Below are 21,664 nucleotides of genomic sequence, written 5' to 3'. Positions count from 1 at the left end.
CGGAATCCAGCAAGCCTCCGCGCCGCATGACGGATCCCGCGCCGCCTCCCGAGCCTTCACCGCGCCGCGACGACGCGCAGGACGAGTTCGAGCTGCCGTTCCTCCAGCGGCTGTCGCTGCAACTGCAGGGCATCGTCATCGCCGTCGTGCTGCGCGTCACCGACCTGCTGCTGCTCCTCCTGCGTCCCCGGCTCCTGAAGCCGTACCTGGGGCTGTGGTGGCAGCGCATCCTTCGCACGCCCTACGCCGCGCGGCGCACCTTCGAGATGGCGCGAGCGCTCCAGGCCACGGGCCAGTCGTTCCGCGAGCTGATGTACGGCGAGACGCCGCTGGTGACGGCGCTGGCGTTCCTCAAGAAGGCAGGCGTGGGGCGCGGCAGCCGTGTGGTGGACCTGGGCGCGGGGCGGGGCCGCGTGCTACTCGCGGCGCGCTGGTGGGGCGCGGGGGCGCATGGCGTGGAGCTGCTCGCGGACCACGTGGCGCGCGTGGCGCCGTGGCTCGGGCCCGCGGGCATCACGCTCACCGTGGGCGACATGACCCGCGAGCCGCTGGCGGACGCGACGCACATCTTCTGCAACTGGGTGGCGTTCAGCCCGGAGACGAAGGCGCGGCTCGTCGCCCACCTGCGCACGTGCACCCCCGGCACGCGCATCATCACCGTCACCCGCCCCATCCATGCGGAGGGCTTCACCAGCCACACCTCCCACTGGATGCTCTTCACCTGGGGCTTCGAGAAGGTATGGCTTCAGGAATACCGCCCCAAGGCCCTCCCCGCGGCGCCATGAGGGTCAGCGCGTCAAGTGCTTGAGGGTGAGGTAGACGAACTCCGCGCCGGGCTGGAGCGACGCCACCGGGACGCGCTCGTTGGGCGCGTGCGCGGTGCGCGCGTCGTCCGGCGTCAGCGCGAAGAGGTCGATGCCGTAGGCGTGGATGCCCGCGCGGCGCAGCGTGGCGGACTCGGTGGTGCCGGTGGACATGCGCGGCAGCACCGGCGCCTTCGGCCACACCTTCGCCGCGGCGGCCTTCACCGCGCGGAACATCGCGTTGTCCCCCACGGGCGACATGGGCGAGTCCGGCGGCGACACGTCCATCTCCACCTCGATGTCCTTGTCGTTCACGGCCGCGACGATGCGCTCGCGCACGGCCTTGGGGTCCGCGTCCGGCAGCAGACGGCAGTTCACGGTGGCCTCGGCCGTCGCGGGAATCACGTTGGAGCGCGTGCCGGCCTTGAACACCGTGGGCACGCAGGTGGTGCGCAGCACGGCGCCCAGCGCGGGCTCCAGCCTCGCCACGGTGGCCACCGCGTCCTCGGGCGGCGCGTCCGGCGCGGCGGCGATGCGGCGCAGCGCTTCTCCCAGCTCCCCGGGCGTCGTCGGCGCTCGGCCCTGCACGTGGAGCCGCGCGGCGGGCGTCAGGTGCGCGGGGAAGGTGAGGGCGCCCACTCGCGCCACGGCCGCGGCCACCCGCACCAGGGGCCCCGCGTCCACGGGCGGCGCGGACGAGTGGCCTCCAGGGCCCGTGGCCTTGAGCGTCACGTTGCGGGACACGCGCTCCGCGGCCTGGAGCGCCACGAAGCGCACCTCCTTGCGGTCCGGCGACAGCTCCGTGAGGCCGCCTTCGTTGAGCGCGAACTCCGCCTCCTTCAGCTCCGGGCGGTGCTCCATCATCCAGTCCAACCCCTGCCCGGAGCCCACCTCCTCGTCCGCGCCCAGGTACAACAGGATGTCGCGCGAGCGCGCGCCGCCCTCCTGCTTCAGCCGGCGCAGCGCGAGGATGCTCGCCGCCGCCATGCCCTTGTTGTCCTGCACTCCGCGTCCATAAAGCAGGCCGTCCTTCTCCGTGAGCGTCCACGGGTCGGTGGCCCACTCGGCCTTCACCGCCGGCACCGTGTCCAGGTGCGCGAGCACGAGCACCGGCCTCCCCTTGCCGCTGCCCTTCAAGCGCACCAGGAGATTCCCGCGCCCGGGCGAGGGCTCGATGAGCTCCGACTCGATGCCCGCCTCACGCAGCCACTTCGCCGCCACCCGGGCCGCGGCCGTCTCGTTGCCGGGCGGGTTGGACGTGTCCGCGGCGACGAGCTCCGCGAGCAGCGTCCGCAGCTCGTCCCTGGGCGCGGGACGGGATGACGCGGCGTGGCTTGGACCCAGCGCGAAAAACACGGCGAGGAGGGGCAGGAGACGCATGGCCCGGAGGCTCGCGCCTTGGGCCCCGGAAGGCAACGGAAGCGGCGTTTGCCGGGAGTGCCGTGTTAAGGGTGGAGCCCTGGAGGGAGTCCGCCCATGGCCTCGCCGTTGAGCTTTCGCACCGTGGAACTGCCGCTGCGTCACGCCTGGACCATTGCCCGGGGCACGAGCACGGTGAAGCGCAACGTGTTCGTGGAGGTGCGCTCCGGAGGGCACGTGGGCTACGGCGAGGCCGCCCCCAACGTGCGCTACGGCGAGTCGTGGGAGACGGTGGAGGCCGCGCTCCACAAGCTGGCTCCGGTGCTGGAGGGCCGCGACCTGCGCTGCTTCCGTGACGTGTCCGAGGCCGTGGACGCGGCGCTGCCGGACAACCCCGCGGCGAAGGCGGCGGTGGACCTGGCGCTGCACGACTGGGCGGGCAAGGTGATGGGCATGCCGCTGTACCGGATGCTGGGCGTGGACCCCGCGCGCCAGCCGGTGACGTCCATGTCCATTGGCATCGACGTGCCGGAGACGCTCGCGGTGAAGGTGCGCGAGGCGGCGGACTTCCCGGTGCTGAAGGTGAAGCTGGGCGCGGACCGGGTGCGGGAGGTGTTCGGCACGGTGCGCGCGCTGACGGCGCAGACCATCCGCGTGGACGCCAACGAAGCCTGGAAGCCGGACGAAGCCCTGGCGCACATCCAGTGGCTGTCCACGCAGGGCGTGGAGTTGGTGGAGCAGCCGCTGCCCGCGGCGGACGTGGAGGGCGCGAAGTGGCTGCGCGCGCGCTCGCCGCTGCCGCTGGTGGCGGACGAGTCGCTGACGAAGGCGTCGGACGTGCCGAAGCTGGCGGAGGGCTTCCACGGCATCAACGTGAAGCTCCAGAAGAGCGGCGGCATCCGTGAAGCGCTGCGCATCATCGAGACGGCGCGCGCGTGCGGCCTGAAGGTGATGCTGGGCTGCATGGTGGAGACGGGGCTGGGCATCGCGGCGGGCGCGCACCTGGCGCCGCTGGTGGACTGGGTGGACCTGGACGGCAACCTGCTGCTCGCCGAAGACCCGTACCGCGCGCATCCGGTGGTGCAGGGCCGCATCCAGCTGGGGGAAGGCGCGGGCCTGGGTGTGGAGCCCCGGTGACGCCACCGCTCATCCAGGATCCGATGGCGGTGCTCGCCGTGCTGCTCGCGGTGCTGGCGGGGCTGTATGCCTTGCAGCGCTACCCGGCGGTGGAGCGGTTCTTCAACGTCGTGCCGCTGCTGGTGTTCGCGTACTTCGTGCCGACGCTGCTGTCGAACACGGGCGTCATCCCCACGCAGTCTGAGCTGTACCGCTTCACGCGCGTGTACCTGCTGCCCGCGAGCCTGGTGCTGCTGGTGCTGTCGGTGGACCTGCCCGCCATCGCGAGGCTGGGGCGCAACGCGGTGGGCGTCTTCCTGGCGGGGTCGCTGGGCATCATGGTGGGCGGGCCGCTCGCGTATCTGGCCCTGGGGTGGCTGGTGCCGGCGGAGCTGGGGGACCAGGCGTGGAAGGGATTGGCGGCGCTCAGCGGGTCGTGGATTGGCGGCAGCGCGAACTTCGTGGCGATTGGCCAGAGCGTGGGCGCGCTGGACAGCACGTTGAGCATGCTGGTGGTGGTGGACGTGGGCGTGTCCAACGTGTGGACGGCGGTGCTGCTGTCCTTCGCCGGGCGTGAGAAGGCGATGGATGAGAGCATCGGCGCGGACCGGACGGCGCTGGACCGGGTGCGCGAGGAGTCCGCGCGGATCCAAGCGGCGACCGCCCGGCCCGCAAGCCTGTCGGATTTGCTGTCGATGCTGGCGGTGGCGTTCGGCGTGACGGTGGCGTGCACGGCGCTGGCGAAGAAGCTGCCGGACCTGGGCAACGTGGTGACGGGCTTCACGTGGGTGGTGCTGCTGGTGACGACGGTGGGCGTGGTGCTGTCGTTCACGCCGGTGCGCAGGCTGGAGGGCGCGGGGGCGAGCCGGCTGGGCTCGCTCTTCCTGTACCTGCTGGTGGCGACGATTGGCGCGCAGGCGGAGTTCCGGCGGTTGTGGGACGCGCCCGCGCTGGTGGCGGTGGGGGCGGTGTGGATGTGCATCCACGCGGCGGTGACGATGGGCGCGCGGCGCTGGCTGAAGGCGCCGGTGTTCTTCGCGGCGGTGGGGTCGCAGGCGAACGTGGGAGGCACGGCCTCCGCGTCCGTGGTGGCGGCGGCCTTCCATCCCGCGCTCGCGCCGGTGGGCGTGCTGCTCGCGGTGCTGGGATACGTGCTGGGCACGTACTGTGGGCTGGTGACGGCGTTGATGCTGGAGCAGGTGCACCGGCTGATTCACTGAACTTCGGACAAGGGGTCGCGGATGCGGACGGTGTGGCTCTGGGTGGGGCTCGTGGCGATGAGCGGTTGCGCGACGACGCAGGACGCGCCCGTGCCCCGGGAGTCCCTGAAGACGGTGGTGGAGTCGCTGGCGGGCGAGGCCGCGCGCCTGTCCCCCGGAACGGACCTGTCGCTGGCGGTGATGGACCTGCGCACGGGGGAGACGGCGAGCGTCTCCGGCCTGGAGCCGCACATCTCCGCCAGCTCCGCGAAGGTGTTCTGGGTCGCGGCGGCGCTGGAGCAGCGGGACCTGACGGCGGTGGCGCCGCTCGCGGAGAAGGTGTTCCGCACGTCGGACAACGAGGCGTCCGGAGAGGTCATCGACCTGGTGGGCGGACCGGATGCCATCAATGTCTATCTTCAGAAGCTGGGCCTGAAGCACACGGCGCTGACGAAGTGGAACTACGGCCGGGAGCGCTGGGCGACGAACTCTCCGCGCGTGATGGGGCGGGACAACTACTTTTGCGCGGACGACATGGTGTCCTTCCTGGCGCGGTTGGAGCGGCAGGAGCTGCTGGAGAAGGAGCCCACGGCGCGGCTGCTGAAGTGGATGGAGTTGACGCCTCGCGACGGCTGCGGCGGCTGGCTGGGGACGCGCCTGCCCGCGAACGCTCGCGCGTCGCTCCAGCACAAGGGTGGGTGGTTGCCGCCGGGCTGCTGTGGTGATGACGCGCGCTACAACGTGCTCAACGAGGTGGGGGTGGTGACGCTGCCGGACGGTGGGCGGTACGCCGTGGCCATCCTGGCCTCGCGAGGACCGGACTGGCCGAAGCAGGCGTTCTTCGTGGAGCGCGCGTCGTGTGTCCTGTACCGGCACCTGGCGAAGGACGTGACGCTGGACTGCGGTGAAGCGCTGGTAAAGGCAGGAGGACCGGCGCCGGTCGTCCTGGAGCCCGGTGCGCCCGCGCCGAACTACGACTGCGAATGACGGGCGCCGGGGTGTCGATCAACACCAGGGCGCGGAGAGCTCCAAGCCGTCGGGCATGAAGCCTGTCCACATGGATGAGAAGTTGAGAGCCCCGCAGGGCTTCCCCGCCGGAGGCGGCCCGCGAAAACCTGTCCGACAGTCGGACAGGGCTGGGCCGCGAGAACCTGTCCGACTGTCGGACCGGTTCGGGCACCGGGAACTTGTCCGACTGTCGGACAGGTTTGGACCGTACCGGGCGGAGGGGGACGGTCTGGAGGTTCGGAATCCTGGTGCGCTCGCGGCACGACCTTGCAGTGCCAGTGAACTCATGAAGAACCTGCCCCGGTGTTCCGCAGCGGAGTTGAAGGTCCTGGAGACGCTGACCGCGTTCAGGCGGGCCTTGTTCTGGAAGGGGACTGGCTCCGTCGAATCGCGCCTGCCACGGTGGCATCGACGACTTCGTGTCTGCGGTGACGAACCGGGACGTGCGAGACGATGGCGGTTGGGCCCTGGCGATGTTCTGGAGCCCCGTTGGTACGACCTGGTGGTGCTCCCGCCGGCCTTTCACCGGGCCCCTGGATAGCTACCTGGATACCGGCAAGTGCGGGACGTAGCGCCGCGTCCGGCATGGAGCGTGGAAGCAGGACTGATGCTGCCGGAGCGCGCGGAGCTGCAGTGTGAAGCCGGGCCGTTAATGCTGTCCGACGTGAGTCACGGGAGGTGTGGCCATGATGGATCCGCAGGCGTGGCGCAGGTTCGCGGAGCGGCTCGGCGTGGAGCATCCGCTCATCCAGGCGCCCATGGCGGGCGGCCTGACGCCGCCGGAGCTGGTCGCGGCGGTGTCAGAGGCCGGGGGCCTGGGCTCGCTGGGGGCCGCCTACGTGCAGCCGGAGGACATCGTGCAGCAGGCCCGCGCGGTGCGAGCCCGGACGTCGCGGCCGTATGGCATCAACCTCTTCGCTCCACAGCCCGCGGTGGCTCCTGCGGACCCCGGGCCCACGCTCGCCATCCTCGAGCGCTTCCATGCGGCGGTGGGACTGCCTCCTCCCGTGATTCCGGCGGCGGCGATGCCGGACTTCGCGAAGCAGGTGGAGGCGGTGCTCGAAGCGGCGCCCACGGTGTTCAGCTTCACCTTTGGCATCCCGCCAGCGCCGGTGCTGGAGACGTTCCGGTCGCGAGGTATCCTCGTCGTGGGCACGGCGACGAACGTGCGCGAGGCCCGGGCGCTGGAGGTCGCGGGTGTGGATGCGATTGTCGCGCAGGGCTCGGAGGCGGGAGGCCACCGGGGCTCCTTTGGCGGGTCATTCGACGCGGGCATGGTGGGGACGATGGCGCTGGTGCCGCAGATGGTGGACGCCGTGCGCGTGCCGGTCATCGCCAGCGGCGGCATCATGGACGGACGGGGTGTCGCGGCGGCGCGGATGCTCGGTGCGGCGGCCGTGCAATTGGGCACGGCGTTCCTGCGGTGCCAGGAGTCCAGCGCGGCGGTGGCGCACAAGGCGCTGCTGCGTGAGGCCCGGGATGAGTCCTCGCGCATCACCCGCGCCTTCTCCGGTCGCCCGGCACGGGCGATTCCGAACGAGCTGACGACCACGCTGGAGGAGGCTGGCGCCATCCTGCCGTTCCCTCAGCAGCACGGGGCCACGCGCACGCTGCGGGCCGCTGCGTCGAAGCAGAACGATACGCGCTTCATGGCCCTGTGGGCGGGGCAGGGCATTGGGCTGTCGCGAGAGGGCTCGGCGGCGGACCTGGTGCGGGCCCTGGTGGCTGAGACAGAGGCCGCGCTGTCCTCTGTGCTCGGCTGACCCTGGAAGGCAAGCGCGGCCGCGACTCTGGGTAGGCTTCACTCATTCATGCCACGCCCGTCCGCGTCCACACGCCGCAACGAGACGTCCAGCCCATGGAGTTGGACGAAGACGCCTTCGTGTCCACGGTCGTGGAGCTCGCGCGCAGCGCACCTGTTTCCATGCATCCAATGGAGGCGGCTCGAGGCTGCTGGCGGCGTCGCTTCCTTCACGTCCCTACGCCCACGTGCGTGGACACCCGGGGTTCGTTGACGCGGATGTTGCGAAGCCTGGCGAACGAGCTCGTCCAGGAACGCGAACCATGCCGCAGCGCTACTTCGACCTCACCGACGACGTGTATCTGCAAGGACGTTGGGAGCTGGGGCATCCACAGCCTCGTCATTCCCGAGGACATCAAGCTCGCACTGGAAGCCATCAGCGCCACGGGGGTGTGGTTCCAGGACGTGTCCCCGCTGCGCTGATTCCGCGCCTCCGGGCGTCACGGCGGCTGTCCGCCAGGCCGCCTGTTCTCCGGGGGGCGGTTGCAATCACCGGCGACGCGGCTACATTCAGCACTTCACCGCAGCCGCAGCCCCCCGGGTCCCTCGTCAGATGACGGTTTCGCTCACAGCCTGCATGCAGCGTGCTCCGCGCCGGATCTCCGTGCGCCGGATGCTGCCCGCGCACGGCCGAGCCACCGCCTGGCTTGTCACCCACGCCGCCCGTCTCGCGTAGTTCACGACGGACGGCGTCCGCTGCACCCCCGCTGAAGCCCCACGCCACGCGCTCCCGCCTTCCGGGAATGCGTTCCACCGTCATTCCCTTCCCACGCAGGAGGCCATCGCCATGACCCACGACCACCCCCTCATCGTCACCGACACCGACCTCCAGCGCCTGGAGCGCGTCGTCGAACAGTACGGCAACGCCCGCAACGCGGAGCTCGTGGAGCAGCTGGAGTCCGAGCTCGCCCGCGCCACCGTCACGTCCTCCGGCGCCATCCCCCGCGACGTCGTCACCATGAACAGCACCGTCGTCTTCGAGGACGAAGAGGCCGGGGAGACGCGCGAGGTGACGCTCGTCTATCCCAAGGACGCCAACAGCGACGCCGGCCGCATCTCCATCCTCGCCCCCGTGGGCAGCGCCCTCATTGGCCTGTCCGTGGGCCAGACCGTGGAGTGGCCCCTCCCCAATGGCCGCACCCGGCGCCTGCGCATCCTCGCCGTGCCCTACCAGCCGGAGGCCTCGGGCCACTTCCACCTGTAGGCCCCGCGTCCTCCCCTGACGCGTCAGCGCCGTGTCCGTGTCCTCCGCTGACGCGTCAGCCACGAGGGCCCGGCCCGGGCCCCGCCTCGCATCTCCGCGCCACGACTCGATGTCGTGCTTCGGACACCTCCTGGCCCCTCGCGTGCAACCGTCCGCCCACCCCTCGCCTCGCGAAGGGCGCGGGCACCTTCAAGCCCGCGAGTGCATGTGGAGGAACGCTTGTTCGCACGAAGGCATCACCTTGGGCTCGGAGGACTGGCCGTCCTCTGCGCCTTCAGCAGCGCCCAGGCCCAGAGCACCATTCCGGGCATCGAACTGGAGCGCCTGCAGCTCAACCCCGGCATGCGCGACAGCCTCGTGCTGTCCACCGCGGACCTGCTCCCCGCGGGGCAGTTCCGCGTCGGGCTGACCGCGCACTACGAGAACCGGCCCCTCGTCCTCGTGGAGGACGGCGACCGCCAGGCCGACGTCATCTCCAACCGCGTGACGGCGCACCTGAGCGCCGCGTACTCCTTCACGAACTGGCTGGAGGTGGGCGCCCAGGTGCCCATCGTCGCCCAGTGGGGCCCGGAGACCGCCGGACTCGGCGTGTCCCGTCCCACCACCAGCGCGCTCGGCACCCCGTGGGTCCAGGCCCGCGTGGGCTTCCTCTCCGAGAGCCGGGGCGGACCGATGGACCTCGGGCTGCACCTGGGCGTGGCCCTGCCCCTGGGCAGCAAGGCCGCCCTCACCCGTGACGAGGGCTTCACCTTCTCCCCACGCCTGGGCGCCGGCAAGCAGCTGGGCGGCACCTTCCGCGTGGGCGCGGACGTCGGGACGCTCGTGCGCACGAAGACGTACGCGCTGACGCCGCAGACGCAGCCGTACCAGGATGAGATGGGCGTGGAGCTGAACGGCGGCGTGAACCTGTCCGCCAGCCTCTGGGGCCTGCGCGAGGAGGTCCTCGTGCGCGGCACCGTGCCCACGCAGGACTCGCCCAGCTCGCTGGAGGCCCTGCTGGGCCTGCGCGTCCCCACCGCCGACGGCACCGAGGTGTACGTCATGGGCGGCCCGGGCTTTGGCCAGACGCCGGGCACGCCGCGCTTCCGCGTGCTCGCCGGTGTGTCCTTCGGCACGCCTCCCGCGCCCAAGGGCCCCGTGTGTATCGCGGGCCAGCCCCACGTGGCCGCCGAGTGTCCCGACCTGGATGCCGACGGCGACGGCGTGAAGAACCGCGATGATCAGTGCCCCACCACCGCGGGCCTGGCGCAGCTCCAGGGCTGCCCGGACAAGGACGACGACCAGGACGGCATCCCCAACCTGGCGGATAAGTGCCCCGCGCAGGCGGAGAACAAGAACGGCTTCCAGGACGAGGACGGCTGCCCGGACGACCCCGACTCCGACGGGGACGGCATCGTGGACTCCAAGGACGCGTGCCCGAAGGAGCCGGAGACGTTCAACCGCTACAAGGACGCCGACGGCTGCCCGGACGTGGAGCCGGACCGCGACGGCGACGGCATCGTGGACCGCCTGGACAACTGCCCCGACGAACCGGGCACCGAGTCCAACGGCGGCTGCAAGGAGGCGCCCATCGCGCGCATCGACTCCGGCAGCATCCGCATCCTCGAGGCCGTGTTCTTCGAGAACAACAAGGCCGTCATCCAGAAGCGCAGCAACGCGGTGCTCGACAAGGTCGCGGCCATCCTCGTGTCCCATCCGGACATTGAGAAGGTCCGCGTGGAAGGCCACACCGACAACACCGGCAAGGCCGCGTACAACCTGGACCTGTCCCAGCGGCGCGCCGAGGCGGTGGTGGACTACCTCGTGAGCAAGGGCGTGCAGCGCGAGCGGCTGGAGGCGAAGGGCTTCGGCCCCGAGCAGCCCATCGCGGACAACGCCAAGGCGGACGGACGCGCGAAGAACCGCCGCGTCGAGTTCAAGATCGTCGGAGAGGCCGAGGGCGTGCAGACGGCGCCGGCCTCCTCCTCTTCCCCCGACACCCTCAAGAAGTAGGGCAGACCCTTCATGTTCACGACCCTGATGAATTCCCTCCGGGGAGATTCACCCCGCATGGCCCTGCGCGCGGGCCTCCACGCGCTGGCGCTGTGTTCGCTGTTCCTCCTCGCCGGCTGCGAGTCGGCGACCTCCACGTCAGAGCCCGTCCTCACGAGCCAGTCCTCCGGGCTCGTGGGGGACGGCCGGCTCCAGCCCGGCGAGCAGTGCGACGACGGCAACACCGCGAGCGGAGACGGCTGTTCGGCCACCGGCACCGTGGAGGCGGGCTTCCTGTGCAACGTGCCCGGCAACGCGTGCTCGCTGGCGAGCCTGTGCGGCAACAACGCCACCGACTCCGGCGAGCTGTGTGACGACGGCGACACCGCGGACAACGGCAACGGCTGTTCGGCCACGTGTGACTTGTCGCTGTGTGGCAATGGCACGTTCGACAACCGCCAGTACCCGTCGTACGCGCAGGAGGTCTGCGACGACGGCAACCGCTTCGAGGGCGACGGGTGCAGCCGGCAGTGCGAGGTGGAGCCCGGCTTCGCCTGCGCGGGCAGCCCCAGCCGCTGCGTGAGGGCCGGTGTGGCGGTGTTCAACACCGGCGTGGACGCGCAGAACCGCCGCCTGCCCGCGGGCGGGGTGGATCCGCACTGGTTCTACTCCGGCACCACCACCGGCGCGGACACCGGCGTGCGCAACGCGAACGACTGGCCGCTGGAGATGCAGACCGCGCGCTTCATGGCGCCCCAGGGCGCGCAGACGTGCGTGTACCAGGACTTCCTCATCCCCTCGACGACGAACGTCGCGCAGTTCCGCCTGCGGCTGGCCACCTTCAACGACAACCGGTTCGACAGCGCGAAGGTGAACGGCGTGGACATCACCCCCGTCACCGTGAGCGAGCCGCCCGGCCAGCCCTGGCAGAAGAACATCTTCCGCGAGTTCGGCACCAACGCGGCCTGGCACGCGGGCGTCAACCGCATCGAGCTGTGCAACGAGAACGCGGCCAGCCCGCCGAACGCCTTCCGCTACCTCTTCGTGGACGCCTACGACGACCGCTGCGGTGACGGCGCCGTCTCCCCGCGCGAGGAGTGCGACGACGGCAACGCCAAGAGCGGCGACGGCTGCAACGCCACCTGCGGCATCGAGCCCGGCTACGGCTGCACGGGTGCGCCCAGCACCTGCGCCCAGACGTGCGGCAACGGCAACCTGAACCCCGGCGAGCAGTGCGACGACGGCAACACCACCGCGAACGACGGCTGCAACGCCAGCTGCCGCGTGGAGGACGGCTACGCGTGCCCCACGCCGGGCCAGGCCTGCGCGGCCACCTGCGGCAACGGCGCCATCAACGCGGGTGAGCAGTGCGACGACGGCAACGCGTTCAGCTCCGACGGCTGCTCCGCGGCGTGCCGCATCGAGACGGGCTACACCTGCTCCGGCGCTCCGTCCGTCTGCGCCCCGCTGTGCGGCAACGGCGTGCTCAACGCCGGAGAGCTGTGCGACGACGGCAACACCGCCCTGGGCGATGGCTGCTCCAACGCCTGCACCCTGGAGCTGGGCTACGCGTGCGCCACCCCGGGCCAGCCCTGCGCGAAGACCTGCGGCGATGGCACCGTGAACCCGGGCGAGCAGTGCGACGACGGCAACCTGACGTCCGGCGACGGCTGCGCCACCGAGTGCCGCGTGGAAGACGGCTACGCCTGCTCCACGCCGTCCACGGGCCCGTCCGTGTGCGCCCAGACGTGCGGCAATGGCGCCCTGGATGCGAACGAGACGTGCGACGACGGGGACAAGGTGTCCGGCGACGGCTGCTCCAGCGGCTGCCAGGTGGAGACGGGCTACAGCTGCTCGGGCGCGCCCAGCACCTGCAACACCCTCTGCGGCGACGGCCTCCGCGCGGGCGCCGAGGCGTGCGACGACGGGAACACGACGGTGGGGGACGGCTGCAACGCCACCTGCGCCGTGGAGCCGGGCTACAGCTGCCCCGCGCCCGGCACCTCGTGCTTCAAGACCTGCGGCGACGGCGTGCTCAACGCCGGCGAGCAGTGCGACGACGGCAACGCCGCCAACGGCGACGGCTGCAACACCACCTGCGCCGTGGAGCCGGGCTACAGCTGCAACGGCTCGCCCAGCGCCTGCGGCACGACGTGCGGCGACGGCGTCCGCGCGGGCACGGAGGTGTGCGACGACGGCAACCTGGTGGGCGGTGACACCTGCTCGCCGCGCTGTCTGCTGGAGGTGGGCCAGACGTGCAACGCGTCCAACGTCTGCGAGGGGTTCTGCGACCCGTCCACCCAGAAGTGCGTGGCCCAGGACCCGGGCCCCGTGACGCCGGCCCCGGTCATCACCGGCCCGGTGGCGAACACGACGGTGTCCACCGGCACGCCCCCCATCTCCGGCACCAGCGAGCCCGGCGCCACGGTGACGGTGCGTGAGGGCACCACCGTGGTCTGCACCGCCACCACCGACGCCAGCGGCCACTGGACCTGCACGCCCACGACGCCCCTGGCGGACGGCCCGCACACCGTGACGGCCACGGCCCAGGCGCCCGGGAGCGCCACCAGCTTCCCGTCCACCGCCGTCCCCTTCGTCGTGAACACCCAGGTCCCGGCTCCGGCCGCCCCGGTCATCACCGGCCCCGTGGCGAACACCACGGTGTCCACCGGCACGCCCGCCATCTCCGGCACCGGCGAACCCGGCGCCACGGTGACGGTGCGCGAGGGCTCCACGGTGGTCTGCACCGCCACCGTGGATGGGAGCGGCCACTGGAGCTGCGTCCCCTCGACGCCGCTTCCGGACGGCCCGCACACCGTGACGGCCACGGCCCAGACGCCCGGCGGCACCAGCCCCGCGGCCACCCCCGTCCCCTTCGTCGTGGACACCCGGGGCCCGGACACGCAGGCCCCGGACACCTCCATCGTGAAGGGCCCGGCGCCCACCACCTCCAGCCACACGGCGGACTTCGAGTACGCCTCCACGGAGGAGGGCAGCACGTTCGAGTGCCGCCTCGACGGTGGCGAGTGGGGCCCCTGCCAGGACTCCTACACCGTCGGCACCGGGGACCACGTCCTTCAGGTGCGCGCGGTGGACGGCAGCGGCAACCGGGATGAGTCCCCCGCGGAGTACACCTGGACGGTGCAGGGCTCGCGCGCCTTCGCGGGCGGCGGGTGCAGCACCGCGCCGGATGCCTCCTGGCTGGCCCTCCTGGGCCTGATGGGAGTGCCGGGCCTGCGCCGCCGTCAGCGCCGGACCGCCTAGCCTCCGTCTCACGGAGCCCGCCGGAGGGGCCAGCCTTCCCCCTTTCCGGGAGCGCCCCCTCGCTCCCTCCCATGGCGCCCTTCCGGCGGCGCTCCCGCGTTCCCCGGCCTTCCCCGTATGCTCCCGTCCGTGCCCGGGGCAGGTCATCAAGAGGTGTACGAGGAGGAGGTCCTGCTCGCGCTGGACGAGGGGCTGCTGTCCTCCGACGAGGCGGCCGCCCTGCGCGAGGAGGCCCTCCGCCTGCACCGCGGGCCCCTGGAACTGCTGAAGGAACGGGGCCGGCTGACGGAGAACACCCTGGACCTCTTGCGGCAGGACCTGGTCAAAGGTCGCACGGACCGGGGGAGCGCCCCCATCGAGGAAGCCGCCACGCTGTCGACGGCGGTCCCCTCCTCGCTGCCCGTCGAAGGCGTGCCCGCCTTCCCGGTGCCCGGCTGGGACCGCTACGAGCCCGTGCGCTTCCTGGGGCAGGGCGGCATGGGGCAGGTGTTCCTGGCCTATGACCCGCTCCTGCGCCGCAACGTGGCCCTCAAGTTCGTGCGCGACGGGGATCCGGAGCTGGCCCGCCGCTTCCTCTCCGAGGCCCGCGCCCAGGCCCGCGTGCGCCACGAGCGCGTGTGCGAGGTCTACGAGGTGGGCGAGGTGCGCGGGCACGCCTTCATCGCCATGCGCTACGTGGAGGGCCCGTCGCTGGGGCAGTTGTCCCACTCGCTCACGCTGGAGCAGCGCGTCTGGGTGCTGTGCCAGGCCGCGGAGGGCGTGCACGCCGCGCACCGCGTGGGGCTGGTCCACCGCGACCTGAAGCCCGGCAACATCCTGGTGGAGCGCTCGGAGGACGGAGGCTTCCTCCCGTTCGTGATGGACTTCGGGCTCGCGCGCGACTGGCGCGAGGACAGCACCACCCCGAACGCGGTGCTGGGCACGCCGCACTACATGCCGCCCGAGCAGGCCCGGGGCGAGGGCCACCGCCTGGACCGCCGCGCGGACGTCTACGCGCTGGGCGCGACGTTGTATGCGCTGCTCACCGGGCAGCCCCCCTTCACCGGCGGCACGGAGAAGGAGGTGCTCGCGAAGCTCCAGTCGGAGCCGCCTCCGCGTCCGCGCCTGCTGGAGCCGGACATCCCGGAGGACCTGGAGGCCGTCGTCCTCAAGTGCCTCCAGAAGGAGCGGCCGCTCCGCTACGACTCCGTCCGCGCGTTCACCGACGACCTGGAGCGCTTCCTGTCGGGCGAGCCGGTGCGGGCCCGGCATGGCGCGCGCTACTGGCTGGGCAAGAAGGTCCGCAAGCACCGCGCGGCGCTGGCGCTGGGCGGCACGGTGGCGGTGGTGGTGGCCGGCGCGCTCACGCAGGCGAAGCTCGCGCGCGGCGAGGTGGCCGAGCGCGAGCGGCTGGCCCGCGCCTTCACCGAACGCGTGGAGCGCATCGAGTCCTCGGCGCGCTACTCCGCCCTGTCGCGCCTGCACGACACGCGCAAGGACCGCGAGGCGCTGCGCGCGAGCATGGCCGCGCTGGAGGCGGACATCGCCCGCGCGGGCGAGCAGGCGGTGGGCCCCGGGGAGTACGCGCTGGGCCGCGCCCTGTTCGCGCTGGACGACCTGGACGGCGCGCGCGGCAGGCTGGAGGCTTCGTGGGCGCACGGCTACCGCGAGCCCCGCGTGGCGTGGGCGCTGGCGCAGGTGCTGGGACACCTCTACCGCGAGCAGCTCCTGCTGGACGTGGAGCGCCGTGCCCCCGCGCAGCGCGAGGCCCGCCTCAAGGAGCTGAACGGGCGCTACCGCGACCCGGCGCTCGCGTACCTGCGCCAGGCGGAGGGGCCGGACGTCCCCGCGCCGCCGACGTTCGTGAAGGCCCTGTTCGCCTTCTACGAGGACCGGCCGGAGGACGCGCTGGCGCTCCTGGACGCGCCGGGCACGCAGTCGCCGTGGTTCTACGAGGCGCCGCTGTTGCGCGGGGACATCCTGCTCGCGCGCGCCATGCGCCGCTGGAACGGCGGGGACCGCGCGGGTTCGCAGGCGGACCTGGCGCTGAGCCGTGAGGCCTACGCCGCCGCGGTCGCCACGGCGGAGAGCCAGCCTGTCGTGCACTCGGTGCTGGGGCGGCTGGAATTGGCCGCGCTGGTGATGGAGCTGTACGGCGAGGGCAACGTGCTGCCGCACTACGAGCGGGGCCTGGAGGCGCTGTCGCACGCGCTCGCCGCCGCGCCGGACCACGCCCGCTCGCTGGTGCTGGTGGCGCGCTTCCACCGCCGGCTCGCGGAGCAGCGCACGAACCAGGGCGGCGAGGGCGTGGAGGCGCTGCTGGAGAAGTCCCTGGCCGCGCTGCGCACCGCGGAGGCCGTGGCCACGCCCAGCGACCGCATCCCGCTGGAGCGGGCCCTCACCCACCGGCAGTGGGCGCGCTACCAGCAACTGCACGGGGAGGATCCGCGCGGACAGCTGAGGCTCGCGGTCGCCTCCTTCGAACAGCTGCGCGCCGAGGACCGCGACTACGCGTTCCACGCCAACCTGGGCCTCGCGTGGCAGGGGCAGGCGGACGCGGAAGGAGCGCGCGGGGGAGACCCGGTCCCGCTCCTGGACAAGGCCATCGCCGCGTACCAGGCGGCGCTCCAGCTGAGCGAGCAGCAGCCGTACTCGTGGATCAACCTGGGCGTCGCGTACCGCAAGCGCGCGGACGTCCCGAACGCGCCGGACGCGGCGGGCGACCTGCGCCGCGCGAACAGCGCGCTGACGCGGGCCCTGTCGTTGAACCCGGACAACTTCGGCGCGTGCTTCAACGGCGCGGAGGTGGCGGAGCAGCTCGCGCGGGCCCGCTACCTGAAGGGCGAGGACGTCAGCGTGGACCTGGAGCGGGCCCTGACGCTGTACCGGCAGGGGCTGGCGCTCAACGCGAAGCAGCCCGCGCTCCACAACGCGCTGGGCTCCGCGGTGTTCTGGCAGGCGGAGCTGCGGGCGGAGGAGGGCGGCGACACGAAGGCCCTGCTCGACGAGGCGAAGGCGTCCTTCGAGAAGGCCCGGGCCCTGGCGCCCACGCAGGGCTTCGCCTTCAACAACCTGGGCGAGTGGGAGGTCTTCCGCGCCGAGCTCCAACTGGAGAAGGGCGAGGACCCCAGCGCCGCGCTGCGGGCCGCGGTGGACGACTACTCGGAGGCGCTGAAGCGGCTGCCGGACGACGCGGACCTCCTGGCGAACCTGGGCAAGGCCTGGGTGCGCAAGGCGACGTGGACGCTTTCGCGGGCGCACGACCCGGCGGCGGACCTCGTGAAGGCGGAGACGGCGCTCAACCGGGCGCGTGAGCTCAACCCGAAGCTGGGCAATGCGTGGCGCTACCTGGCGGAGGCCGCGGGCCTCCGGGCGCGCTGGCTGGCGCGGGGCCAAGGCGCGGCGGACGGCGACTTCACGCGCGCGGCGCAGGCCTTCGAGGACGCGATGAGGCTCGACCCCAGGCTGGAGTACCGGCTGGCGGCGGCGGACCTCCACGGCGCCTGGGCGGCGTGGCGCACCCGTGAAGGGCAGGACGCGGCGGCGGGCGTGAAGCGCGGGCTGGCGCTGGCCGACGCGGTGGTGGCGGCCCGTCCCCGGTGGATCCGGGCGCGCGAGGTGAGGGAAGGGTTGCTGTCGCTTCGCGCCGGACCGCGCGCCCCGTCAGCGGAGCGCGCGGCCGACGCACCCGGGCCCTGAGCAGGGCCCGGGCGGGAACGGCCCTAGCGGGTGGCGGGGGCGGGGTCCTCCGGCGGGTCGCTGGTCACGTCGATGCCGCCGTTCTTCCGGTCGCGCTCCTGCGGGCCGCGAGGGTCCGTGCCGCGGTCGCGCGTCCCGTCGTCGATGACCGCGTCGAAGCCGTAGAGCTTCCTCGGCGCCAGCAGCGAGACGGTCAGCGGGGAGGTCGCCAGCGCATTCGTCCCTCCGAGCTGGTACGGGTACGGGTTCGAGGCGGAGACGCTGAGGCAGTTGCCGTCGGGGAACGTGATGGTGGCGGTGTAGGAGGCAGGGTAGCTGCCCATCGAGAAGACAACCGTGTCGCCGTGCTTCACTTCCGGGCCGGGGCTGTAGCTGATGGGAACCGTGGAGAGGTCGACTGTGATGGTGGCCATAGGTCCGCACAGCATTGCAGCCCGTGGGCCAGGGCGCATGTCCTGAGCGCCCCCCTCGGATGTTTCACGGCTGCGACAGGCGCCGCGCTCCCGGACGCGTCAATGGCGCGTCACGCCCGGGCGCTGACGTGTCCGGAGCCTACCGGCGGGCCTCTTTCGGCGGGTCGCTGGTCACGTCGATGCCGCCGTTCTTCCGGTCCCACTCGTGCCCCTTGCGGGCCTGGGACTCCAGGCCGCTGTTGAAGTCCACGTCGAAGGAATAGATCCCCTTCGCCGCCGTCAGGGACACGACCAGGGGCGCCGTCGCCAGGGTGGGGCCGCCCAGCGTGTACGGCCCGGTCGTGGTGAGGCAGGTCCCGCTGGGGAACGACACGGTGGCGGTGGCGGTGAGCGCGTTGCCCAACGTGAACACGACCGTGTCGCCGTGTTTCACGTAGGGGCTGGGGGTGTAGCTGACAGGGGTCGTGGAGACGTCGATGGTGATGGTATTGTTGGCCATGGTGCCGGTAGGCATTGCAGTCGCCGTACCAGCGCGCCGGCCCTAGCTGCCTTCCAATCCCAGCTCACGCACGCGGCGCTGGAGCGCGCGCCGGGAGACCTCCAGCTTCTGCACCATGCGGTCCAGGTCGCCCTCGCACTCGTGGAAGCAGCGGGTGATCTCCTCCGGGCTCAGGTCCCGCGCGGTGCGCAAGAGCGAGCTCTTGTCGATGAGCACGTACACGGACGAGCGCGGGATGCCCAGCCAGTCCGCCGTGGCCTTCAGGTCCCACGCGCAGGCGCGCAGGGCCTCCAGCACCTCCTGCTCGCTCACGTCCGAAGGCTTGCGCCGCGCGGGCGCGCGAACCTCCGAGGGCGCGGGCGTGTCCTCCGCGGCAGGGGAGGGCGCCTGGGCCGTGAGGGGCTGGCCGGGGATGGGGAGCGCGCCTTCCTCCAGCGACTGCTCCAGCCGGGCATCCACGCGCAGCCCGGGCAGTCCCCGGCTCCCGATGACGAGCTGCCGCGCGACGTTGCGCAGCTGGCGCACGTTGCCCGGCCACGCGGAGCGCACCAGCCGCGCGGCCAGTGACGCCGGCAGCCACGGCTCCGCGCGCGCGTCCGAGGAGCTCAGCCGCCCCGCCTCGCCCGTGGACTCCAGCTCCTGGCGGGCGAAGTGGAGGAACAGCGGCGCGATGTCCTCGCGCCGCTCCCGCAGCGGCGGCACGGTGATTTCAAAGCCCGCCAGCCTGTGCAGCAGCGGGGCCTTGAAGTGGCCGTCGCGGATGCGCGCCTCCAGGTCCGCGTCCGTCGCGGTGACGAGCCGCACGTCCACGCGCACGGGGGCCTGCCCGCCCACGGGGTAGACCTCGCCCGTCTCCAGCACGCGCAGGAGCGCCGCCTGGACCTCCGGGGGCGCCTCCGCCACCTCGTCCAGGAAGAGGGTGCCGCCGTGCGCGGCGCGGAAGAAGCCCTCCCGGTCGCGCGTGGCGCCGGTGAACGAGCCCCGCAGCGCGCCGAACAGCTCCGAGGCGATGAGGTCCTTGGACAGGGCGCCCAGGTTGACGCTGACGAAGGGCCCTGCGCGGCGCGGGCTCCGCTCATGGAGCGCCCTCGCCACCAGCTCCTTGCCCGTGCCCGTCTCGCCCCGCACCAGCACGGGGACCTGGAGGTCGGCCACGCGCAGCACGTCCTCGCGCACGCGGAGGATGCCCTCGCTGTCGCCCACCATGCCCAGCGCCGCCAGCTCCGCCGGGGCGACGGCGCCGCGCACGGTGGCCTGGTGCAGCAGCAGCGCCACGCGCCCGGCGAGCACCAGCGGCACGCCCGCCACCAGCGCCTCCGCGGGGAACTCGCGCCCGCCGCGCACCGGCTCGCTGCCCACCCACACCGGCGTCCCACCCTCTGGCACCCGCAGCCGCACCCCGCCGCGCTCACCCGCCTCGAAGCGCACCGGCGTGCGGCTGAGGAACGGGTCCCCCAGGGGCAGGGCCAGCACGCCGCCCGCGCGGCTGAAGTCCGGGGCGTTGCGCGACAGCGCCACCGCGCGCTCGCCGGAGAGCAGCCCCTCCAGCAGCAGCCGCTCCCCGATGCGCTGGGGCTGGGCGTGGCCAATGAGCGTCAGCGCCGGCATCACCTGGGCGGCCTGGGAGGGCGTGCCCTGCGTGCGGACGGCGGTCGTGGAGAAATCCGTGGGGTTCTTGGGCGGCATGGATCTCCGAGGCAGCCTACAACGGGCAGGCCGCACCTGGGCCTGGCAGGCGGGTCCCCTCCTTACTTCTCCTGGCCCTGGCCGGGAGCCATCCCCACGGCTGCTCGCCTGGAGAGCGGCGGCAGTGGGGCCAGAAGCCACGCCCGCGACCCACCTCGTGAATAGTGTTGAGAGGCGTGCCGTGTGGATCTTCGAGAGAGCCCGACCTCCATGTCCCCATCGACCTCGAACATCACTTCCTTCGACGCCGTCCTCTTCGACCTGGACGGCGTGGTCATCGACACGACCGAGCTGCACTACCGCGTCTGGGAGGAGTTCGCCCGCGAGCGGGGCTACGTGCCCACGCGGGAGGAACTGCTGGCCACCAACGGCCGGCGGGCCGGGGAGACGCTGCGCGCGTGGTTCGGACAGGAACTGGACGACGAACAGGTGGCCGCGCTCACGGATGACCGCGAGCTGGCCTTCCACCGGCTGCTCGACCACGAGCCGGTGTCCCCCGTTCCCGGCGTGGGCGCCTACCTCCAGTCGTTGAAGCAGGCGGGCGTGCGCTGGGCCCTGGGCACCAGCGCGCTGGCGCAGAACGCGGAGCGGGCCCTGGAGCGCGTGGGGCTGGAGCACCTGTTCCCCGTGCGCGTGACGTCCACGGACGTCCTCCAGGGCAAGCCGGATCCGGAGGTGTACCTCAAGGCCGCCGCCGCGCTGGGCGTCCCGCCGCACGCGTGCGTGGTGTTCGAGGACGCGGTGGTGGGCCTCCGGGCCGCGCGGGCGGCGGGCGCGGCGTGTGTCGCCGTCGCCACGTCGTTCCCGCGCGAGGTCCTGGTGCGCGAGCGGCCGGACTGGCTGGTGAAGGACTTCCGGGACCTGCCGCAGGCGCTGCGTCCCGGAAGTCACGGCCTCACGGCGCCGACGGCACCTCACCCGTGAGCACGCAGATGAGCGCGTCCGGGTCGCACTTCACGGGGAACAGCGGGTTGATGCCGGAGCCGCGCAGCCGGCCCGCGTCGTAGTCCGCGTACGGGTCGCACAGCGTGTCGTCCGGCAGCTTCGTCTTGCTGTTCTGGCACTTCACCACCGGCCAGATGCCCTTCACGGCGTACTCGGCGGTGCAGCCGTTCTCCGTGTAGACGAGGTCCGCGGTGAACTGCGTGCCCGGAATCTCCGGCGTGTTGTAGATGCGCAGGTTGCTCCAGCTGTAGCCGTAGTCCTGCGCCGCCAGCGCGCCGCCGTCGGGCGCCACGGACGCGGGCACGTCCAGCCGCGTGGGCGTCAACTCCGGCACCGAGCAGAAGTGGTCCGCCCCCGGCGTCACGGTGGCGAACGGGCCCACCGCGGTGGCGGTGGCCTTCGAGTCCGCGGACAGCCGGGACGCGAAGTCCTCCAGCAGCTTGCCCAGCCGCGCGCTGCGCACGCCCACGGTGTCGGGCGCGGCCGGGTCGGGGCTGAAGAACTTCTGCAGGCCCAGCGGCTCCGGCTTGAGCCGCGCGCAGACGTTGTCCGGGTTCTGCCCGGGCTTGAGCTGGTACGTCGCGGCGAACGAGCCGGTGGAGCCGTCCGACACGGCGCGCGCCACCACGCACTCGGGCTCCGGTTCGCTGCCGCACGCGCCCACGGCGACGGCCGCGCACGCGATTCCTGCACTCACTGCCATCCAACGAAGCTTCAT

At 72.4% G+C, this 21,664-nt stretch carries 16 protein-coding genes; 11 read left to right on the top strand and 5 right to left on the bottom strand.

Annotated elements, in window-relative coordinates:
* Nucleotides 1-26: 26 nt before the first annotated feature.
* The gene (locus AABA78_RS22475; RefSeq protein WP_338265586.1) at nt 27-785 is read left to right on the top strand and encodes a class I SAM-dependent methyltransferase; all 759 of its coding nucleotides are present in this window, start codon (nt 27-29) and stop codon (nt 783-785) included.
* Between the two features lie 3 nt (nt 786-788).
* Here AABA78_RS22475 and AABA78_RS22470 read toward each other — a convergent pair whose 3' ends face one another.
* A complete protein-coding gene (locus tag AABA78_RS22470; protein ID WP_338265585.1) occupies nt 789-2,183 on the bottom strand; it encodes a M20/M25/M40 family metallo-hydrolase in 1,395 nt (464 codons plus the stop codon).
* A 96-nt stretch (nt 2,184-2,279) separates the two neighbouring features.
* Between AABA78_RS22470 and AABA78_RS22465 the strand changes: the two genes are divergently transcribed.
* The 9 genes from AABA78_RS22465 (at nt 2,280) to AABA78_RS22425 (ending at nt 17,403) form a co-directional block, all read left to right on the top strand.
* A complete protein-coding gene (locus AABA78_RS22465; protein WP_338265582.1) occupies nt 2,280-3,299 on the top strand; it encodes a dipeptide epimerase in 1,020 nt (339 codons plus the stop codon).
* Entirely contained in the window at nt 3,296-4,498 is a 1,203-nt protein-coding gene (locus AABA78_RS22460) for a DUF819 family protein (protein ID WP_338265580.1), read from the top strand. The genes AABA78_RS22465 and AABA78_RS22460 overlap by 4 nt, the downstream gene beginning before the upstream one ends.
* A gap of 21 nt (nt 4,499-4,519) precedes the next feature.
* Entirely contained in the window at nt 4,520-5,464 is a 945-nt protein-coding gene (locus AABA78_RS22455; RefSeq protein ID WP_338265577.1) for a serine hydrolase, read from the top strand.
* Between the two features lie 707 nt (nt 5,465-6,171).
* Nucleotides 6,172-7,248, top strand: a complete 1,077-nt coding sequence (locus AABA78_RS22450) for an NAD(P)H-dependent flavin oxidoreductase (RefSeq protein ID WP_338265575.1) — start codon at nt 6,172-6,174, stop codon at nt 7,246-7,248.
* Between the two features lie 95 nt (nt 7,249-7,343).
* Complete coding sequence (locus AABA78_RS22445; RefSeq protein ID WP_338265573.1) at nt 7,344-7,709, top strand: hypothetical protein; 366 nt, start codon at nt 7,344-7,346, stop codon at nt 7,707-7,709.
* Between the two features lie 364 nt (nt 7,710-8,073).
* Nucleotides 8,074-8,490 carry a nucleoside diphosphate kinase regulator gene (rnk, locus tag AABA78_RS22440; RefSeq protein WP_338265572.1) on the top strand — a complete coding sequence of 139 codons (417 nt, stop codon included), beginning with the start codon at nt 8,074-8,076 and terminating at the stop codon, nt 8,488-8,490.
* 219 nt (nt 8,491-8,709) lie between these two features.
* Complete coding sequence (locus AABA78_RS22435) at nt 8,710-10,482, top strand: OmpA family protein (RefSeq protein ID WP_338265570.1); 1,773 nt, start codon at nt 8,710-8,712, stop codon at nt 10,480-10,482.
* A gap of 57 nt (nt 10,483-10,539) precedes the next feature.
* Complete coding sequence (locus AABA78_RS22430; RefSeq protein WP_338265567.1) at nt 10,540-13,725, top strand: DUF4215 domain-containing protein; 3,186 nt, start codon at nt 10,540-10,542, stop codon at nt 13,723-13,725.
* A 117-nt stretch (nt 13,726-13,842) separates the two neighbouring features.
* A complete protein-coding gene (locus tag AABA78_RS22425; RefSeq protein ID WP_440588511.1) occupies nt 13,843-17,403 on the top strand; it encodes a protein kinase domain-containing protein in 3,561 nt (1,186 codons plus the stop codon).
* A 23-nt stretch (nt 17,404-17,426) separates the two neighbouring features.
* On the opposite strand, the gene AABA78_RS22420 is transcribed toward AABA78_RS22425, so the two are convergent.
* From AABA78_RS22420 to AABA78_RS22410, 3 genes are all read right to left on the bottom strand, one after another.
* The gene (locus AABA78_RS22420) at nt 17,427-17,816 is read right to left on the bottom strand and encodes a hypothetical protein (protein ID WP_338265562.1); all 390 of its coding nucleotides are present in this window, start codon (nt 17,814-17,816) and stop codon (nt 17,427-17,429) included.
* A 139-nt stretch (nt 17,817-17,955) separates the two neighbouring features.
* A complete protein-coding gene (locus AABA78_RS22415; protein ID WP_338265559.1) occupies nt 17,956-18,315 on the bottom strand; it encodes a hypothetical protein in 360 nt (119 codons plus the stop codon).
* 42 nt (nt 18,316-18,357) lie between these two features.
* Entirely contained in the window at nt 18,358-20,001 is a 1,644-nt protein-coding gene (locus AABA78_RS22410; protein ID WP_338265558.1) for a sigma 54-interacting transcriptional regulator, read from the bottom strand.
* A gap of 210 nt (nt 20,002-20,211) precedes the next feature.
* Here AABA78_RS22410 and AABA78_RS22405 point away from each other — a divergent pair, with 210 nt between their 5' ends.
* Entirely contained in the window at nt 20,212-20,925 is a 714-nt protein-coding gene (locus AABA78_RS22405) for an HAD family hydrolase (protein ID WP_338265556.1), read from the top strand.
* On the opposite strand, the gene AABA78_RS22400 is transcribed toward AABA78_RS22405, so the two are convergent.
* A complete protein-coding gene (locus tag AABA78_RS22400; RefSeq protein ID WP_338265554.1) occupies nt 20,897-21,649 on the bottom strand; it encodes a hypothetical protein in 753 nt (250 codons plus the stop codon). The two genes, AABA78_RS22405 and AABA78_RS22400, sit on opposite strands and share 29 nt — an antisense overlap.
* Nucleotides 21,650-21,664 lie beyond the last annotated feature (15 nt).

Source organism: Corallococcus caeni, assembly GCF_036245865.1.
Classification (GTDB): Bacteria; Myxococcota; Myxococcia; order Myxococcales; family Myxococcaceae; genus Corallococcus; species Corallococcus caeni.
Note: the sequence above shows the minus strand (reverse complement) of the source record. Positions and strands in the feature narration are given on the sequence as shown.

What these genes read in the sequence shown, in the direction of transcription:
- rnk (WP_338265572.1), top strand. Translation starts at nt 8,074, where the DNA reads ATGACCCACGACCACCCCCTCATCGTCACCGACACCGACCTCCAGCGC.
- AABA78_RS22415 (WP_338265559.1), bottom strand. Translation starts at nt 18,315, where the DNA reads ATGGCCAACAATACCATCACCATCGACGTCTCCACGACCCCTGTCAGC.
- AABA78_RS22405 (WP_338265556.1), top strand. Translation starts at nt 20,212, where the DNA reads ATGTCCCCATCGACCTCGAACATCACTTCCTTCGACGCCGTCCTCTTC.
- AABA78_RS22430 (WP_338265567.1), top strand. Translation starts at nt 10,540, where the DNA reads ATGGCCCTGCGCGCGGGCCTCCACGCGCTGGCGCTGTGTTCGCTGTTC.
- AABA78_RS22445 (WP_338265573.1), top strand. Translation starts at nt 7,344, where the DNA reads ATGGAGTTGGACGAAGACGCCTTCGTGTCCACGGTCGTGGAGCTCGCG.
- AABA78_RS22425 (WP_440588511.1), top strand. Translation starts at nt 13,843, where the DNA reads ATGCTCCCGTCCGTGCCCGGGGCAGGTCATCAAGAGGTGTACGAGGAG.
- AABA78_RS22410 (WP_338265558.1), bottom strand. Translation starts at nt 20,001, where the DNA reads ATGCCGCCCAAGAACCCCACGGATTTCTCCACGACCGCCGTCCGCACG.
- AABA78_RS22420 (WP_338265562.1), bottom strand. Translation starts at nt 17,816, where the DNA reads ATGGCCACCATCACAGTCGACCTCTCCACGGTTCCCATCAGCTACAGC.
- AABA78_RS22455 (WP_338265577.1), top strand. Translation starts at nt 4,520, where the DNA reads ATGCGGACGGTGTGGCTCTGGGTGGGGCTCGTGGCGATGAGCGGTTGC.
- AABA78_RS22475 (WP_338265586.1), top strand. Translation starts at nt 27, where the DNA reads ATGACGGATCCCGCGCCGCCTCCCGAGCCTTCACCGCGCCGCGACGAC.
- AABA78_RS22470 (WP_338265585.1), bottom strand. Translation starts at nt 2,183, where the DNA reads ATGCGTCTCCTGCCCCTCCTCGCCGTGTTTTTCGCGCTGGGTCCAAGC.
- AABA78_RS22450 (WP_338265575.1), top strand. Translation starts at nt 6,172, where the DNA reads ATGATGGATCCGCAGGCGTGGCGCAGGTTCGCGGAGCGGCTCGGCGTG.
- AABA78_RS22400 (WP_338265554.1), bottom strand. Translation starts at nt 21,649, where the DNA reads ATGGCAGTGAGTGCAGGAATCGCGTGCGCGGCCGTCGCCGTGGGCGCG.
- AABA78_RS22465 (WP_338265582.1), top strand. Translation starts at nt 2,280, where the DNA reads ATGGCCTCGCCGTTGAGCTTTCGCACCGTGGAACTGCCGCTGCGTCAC.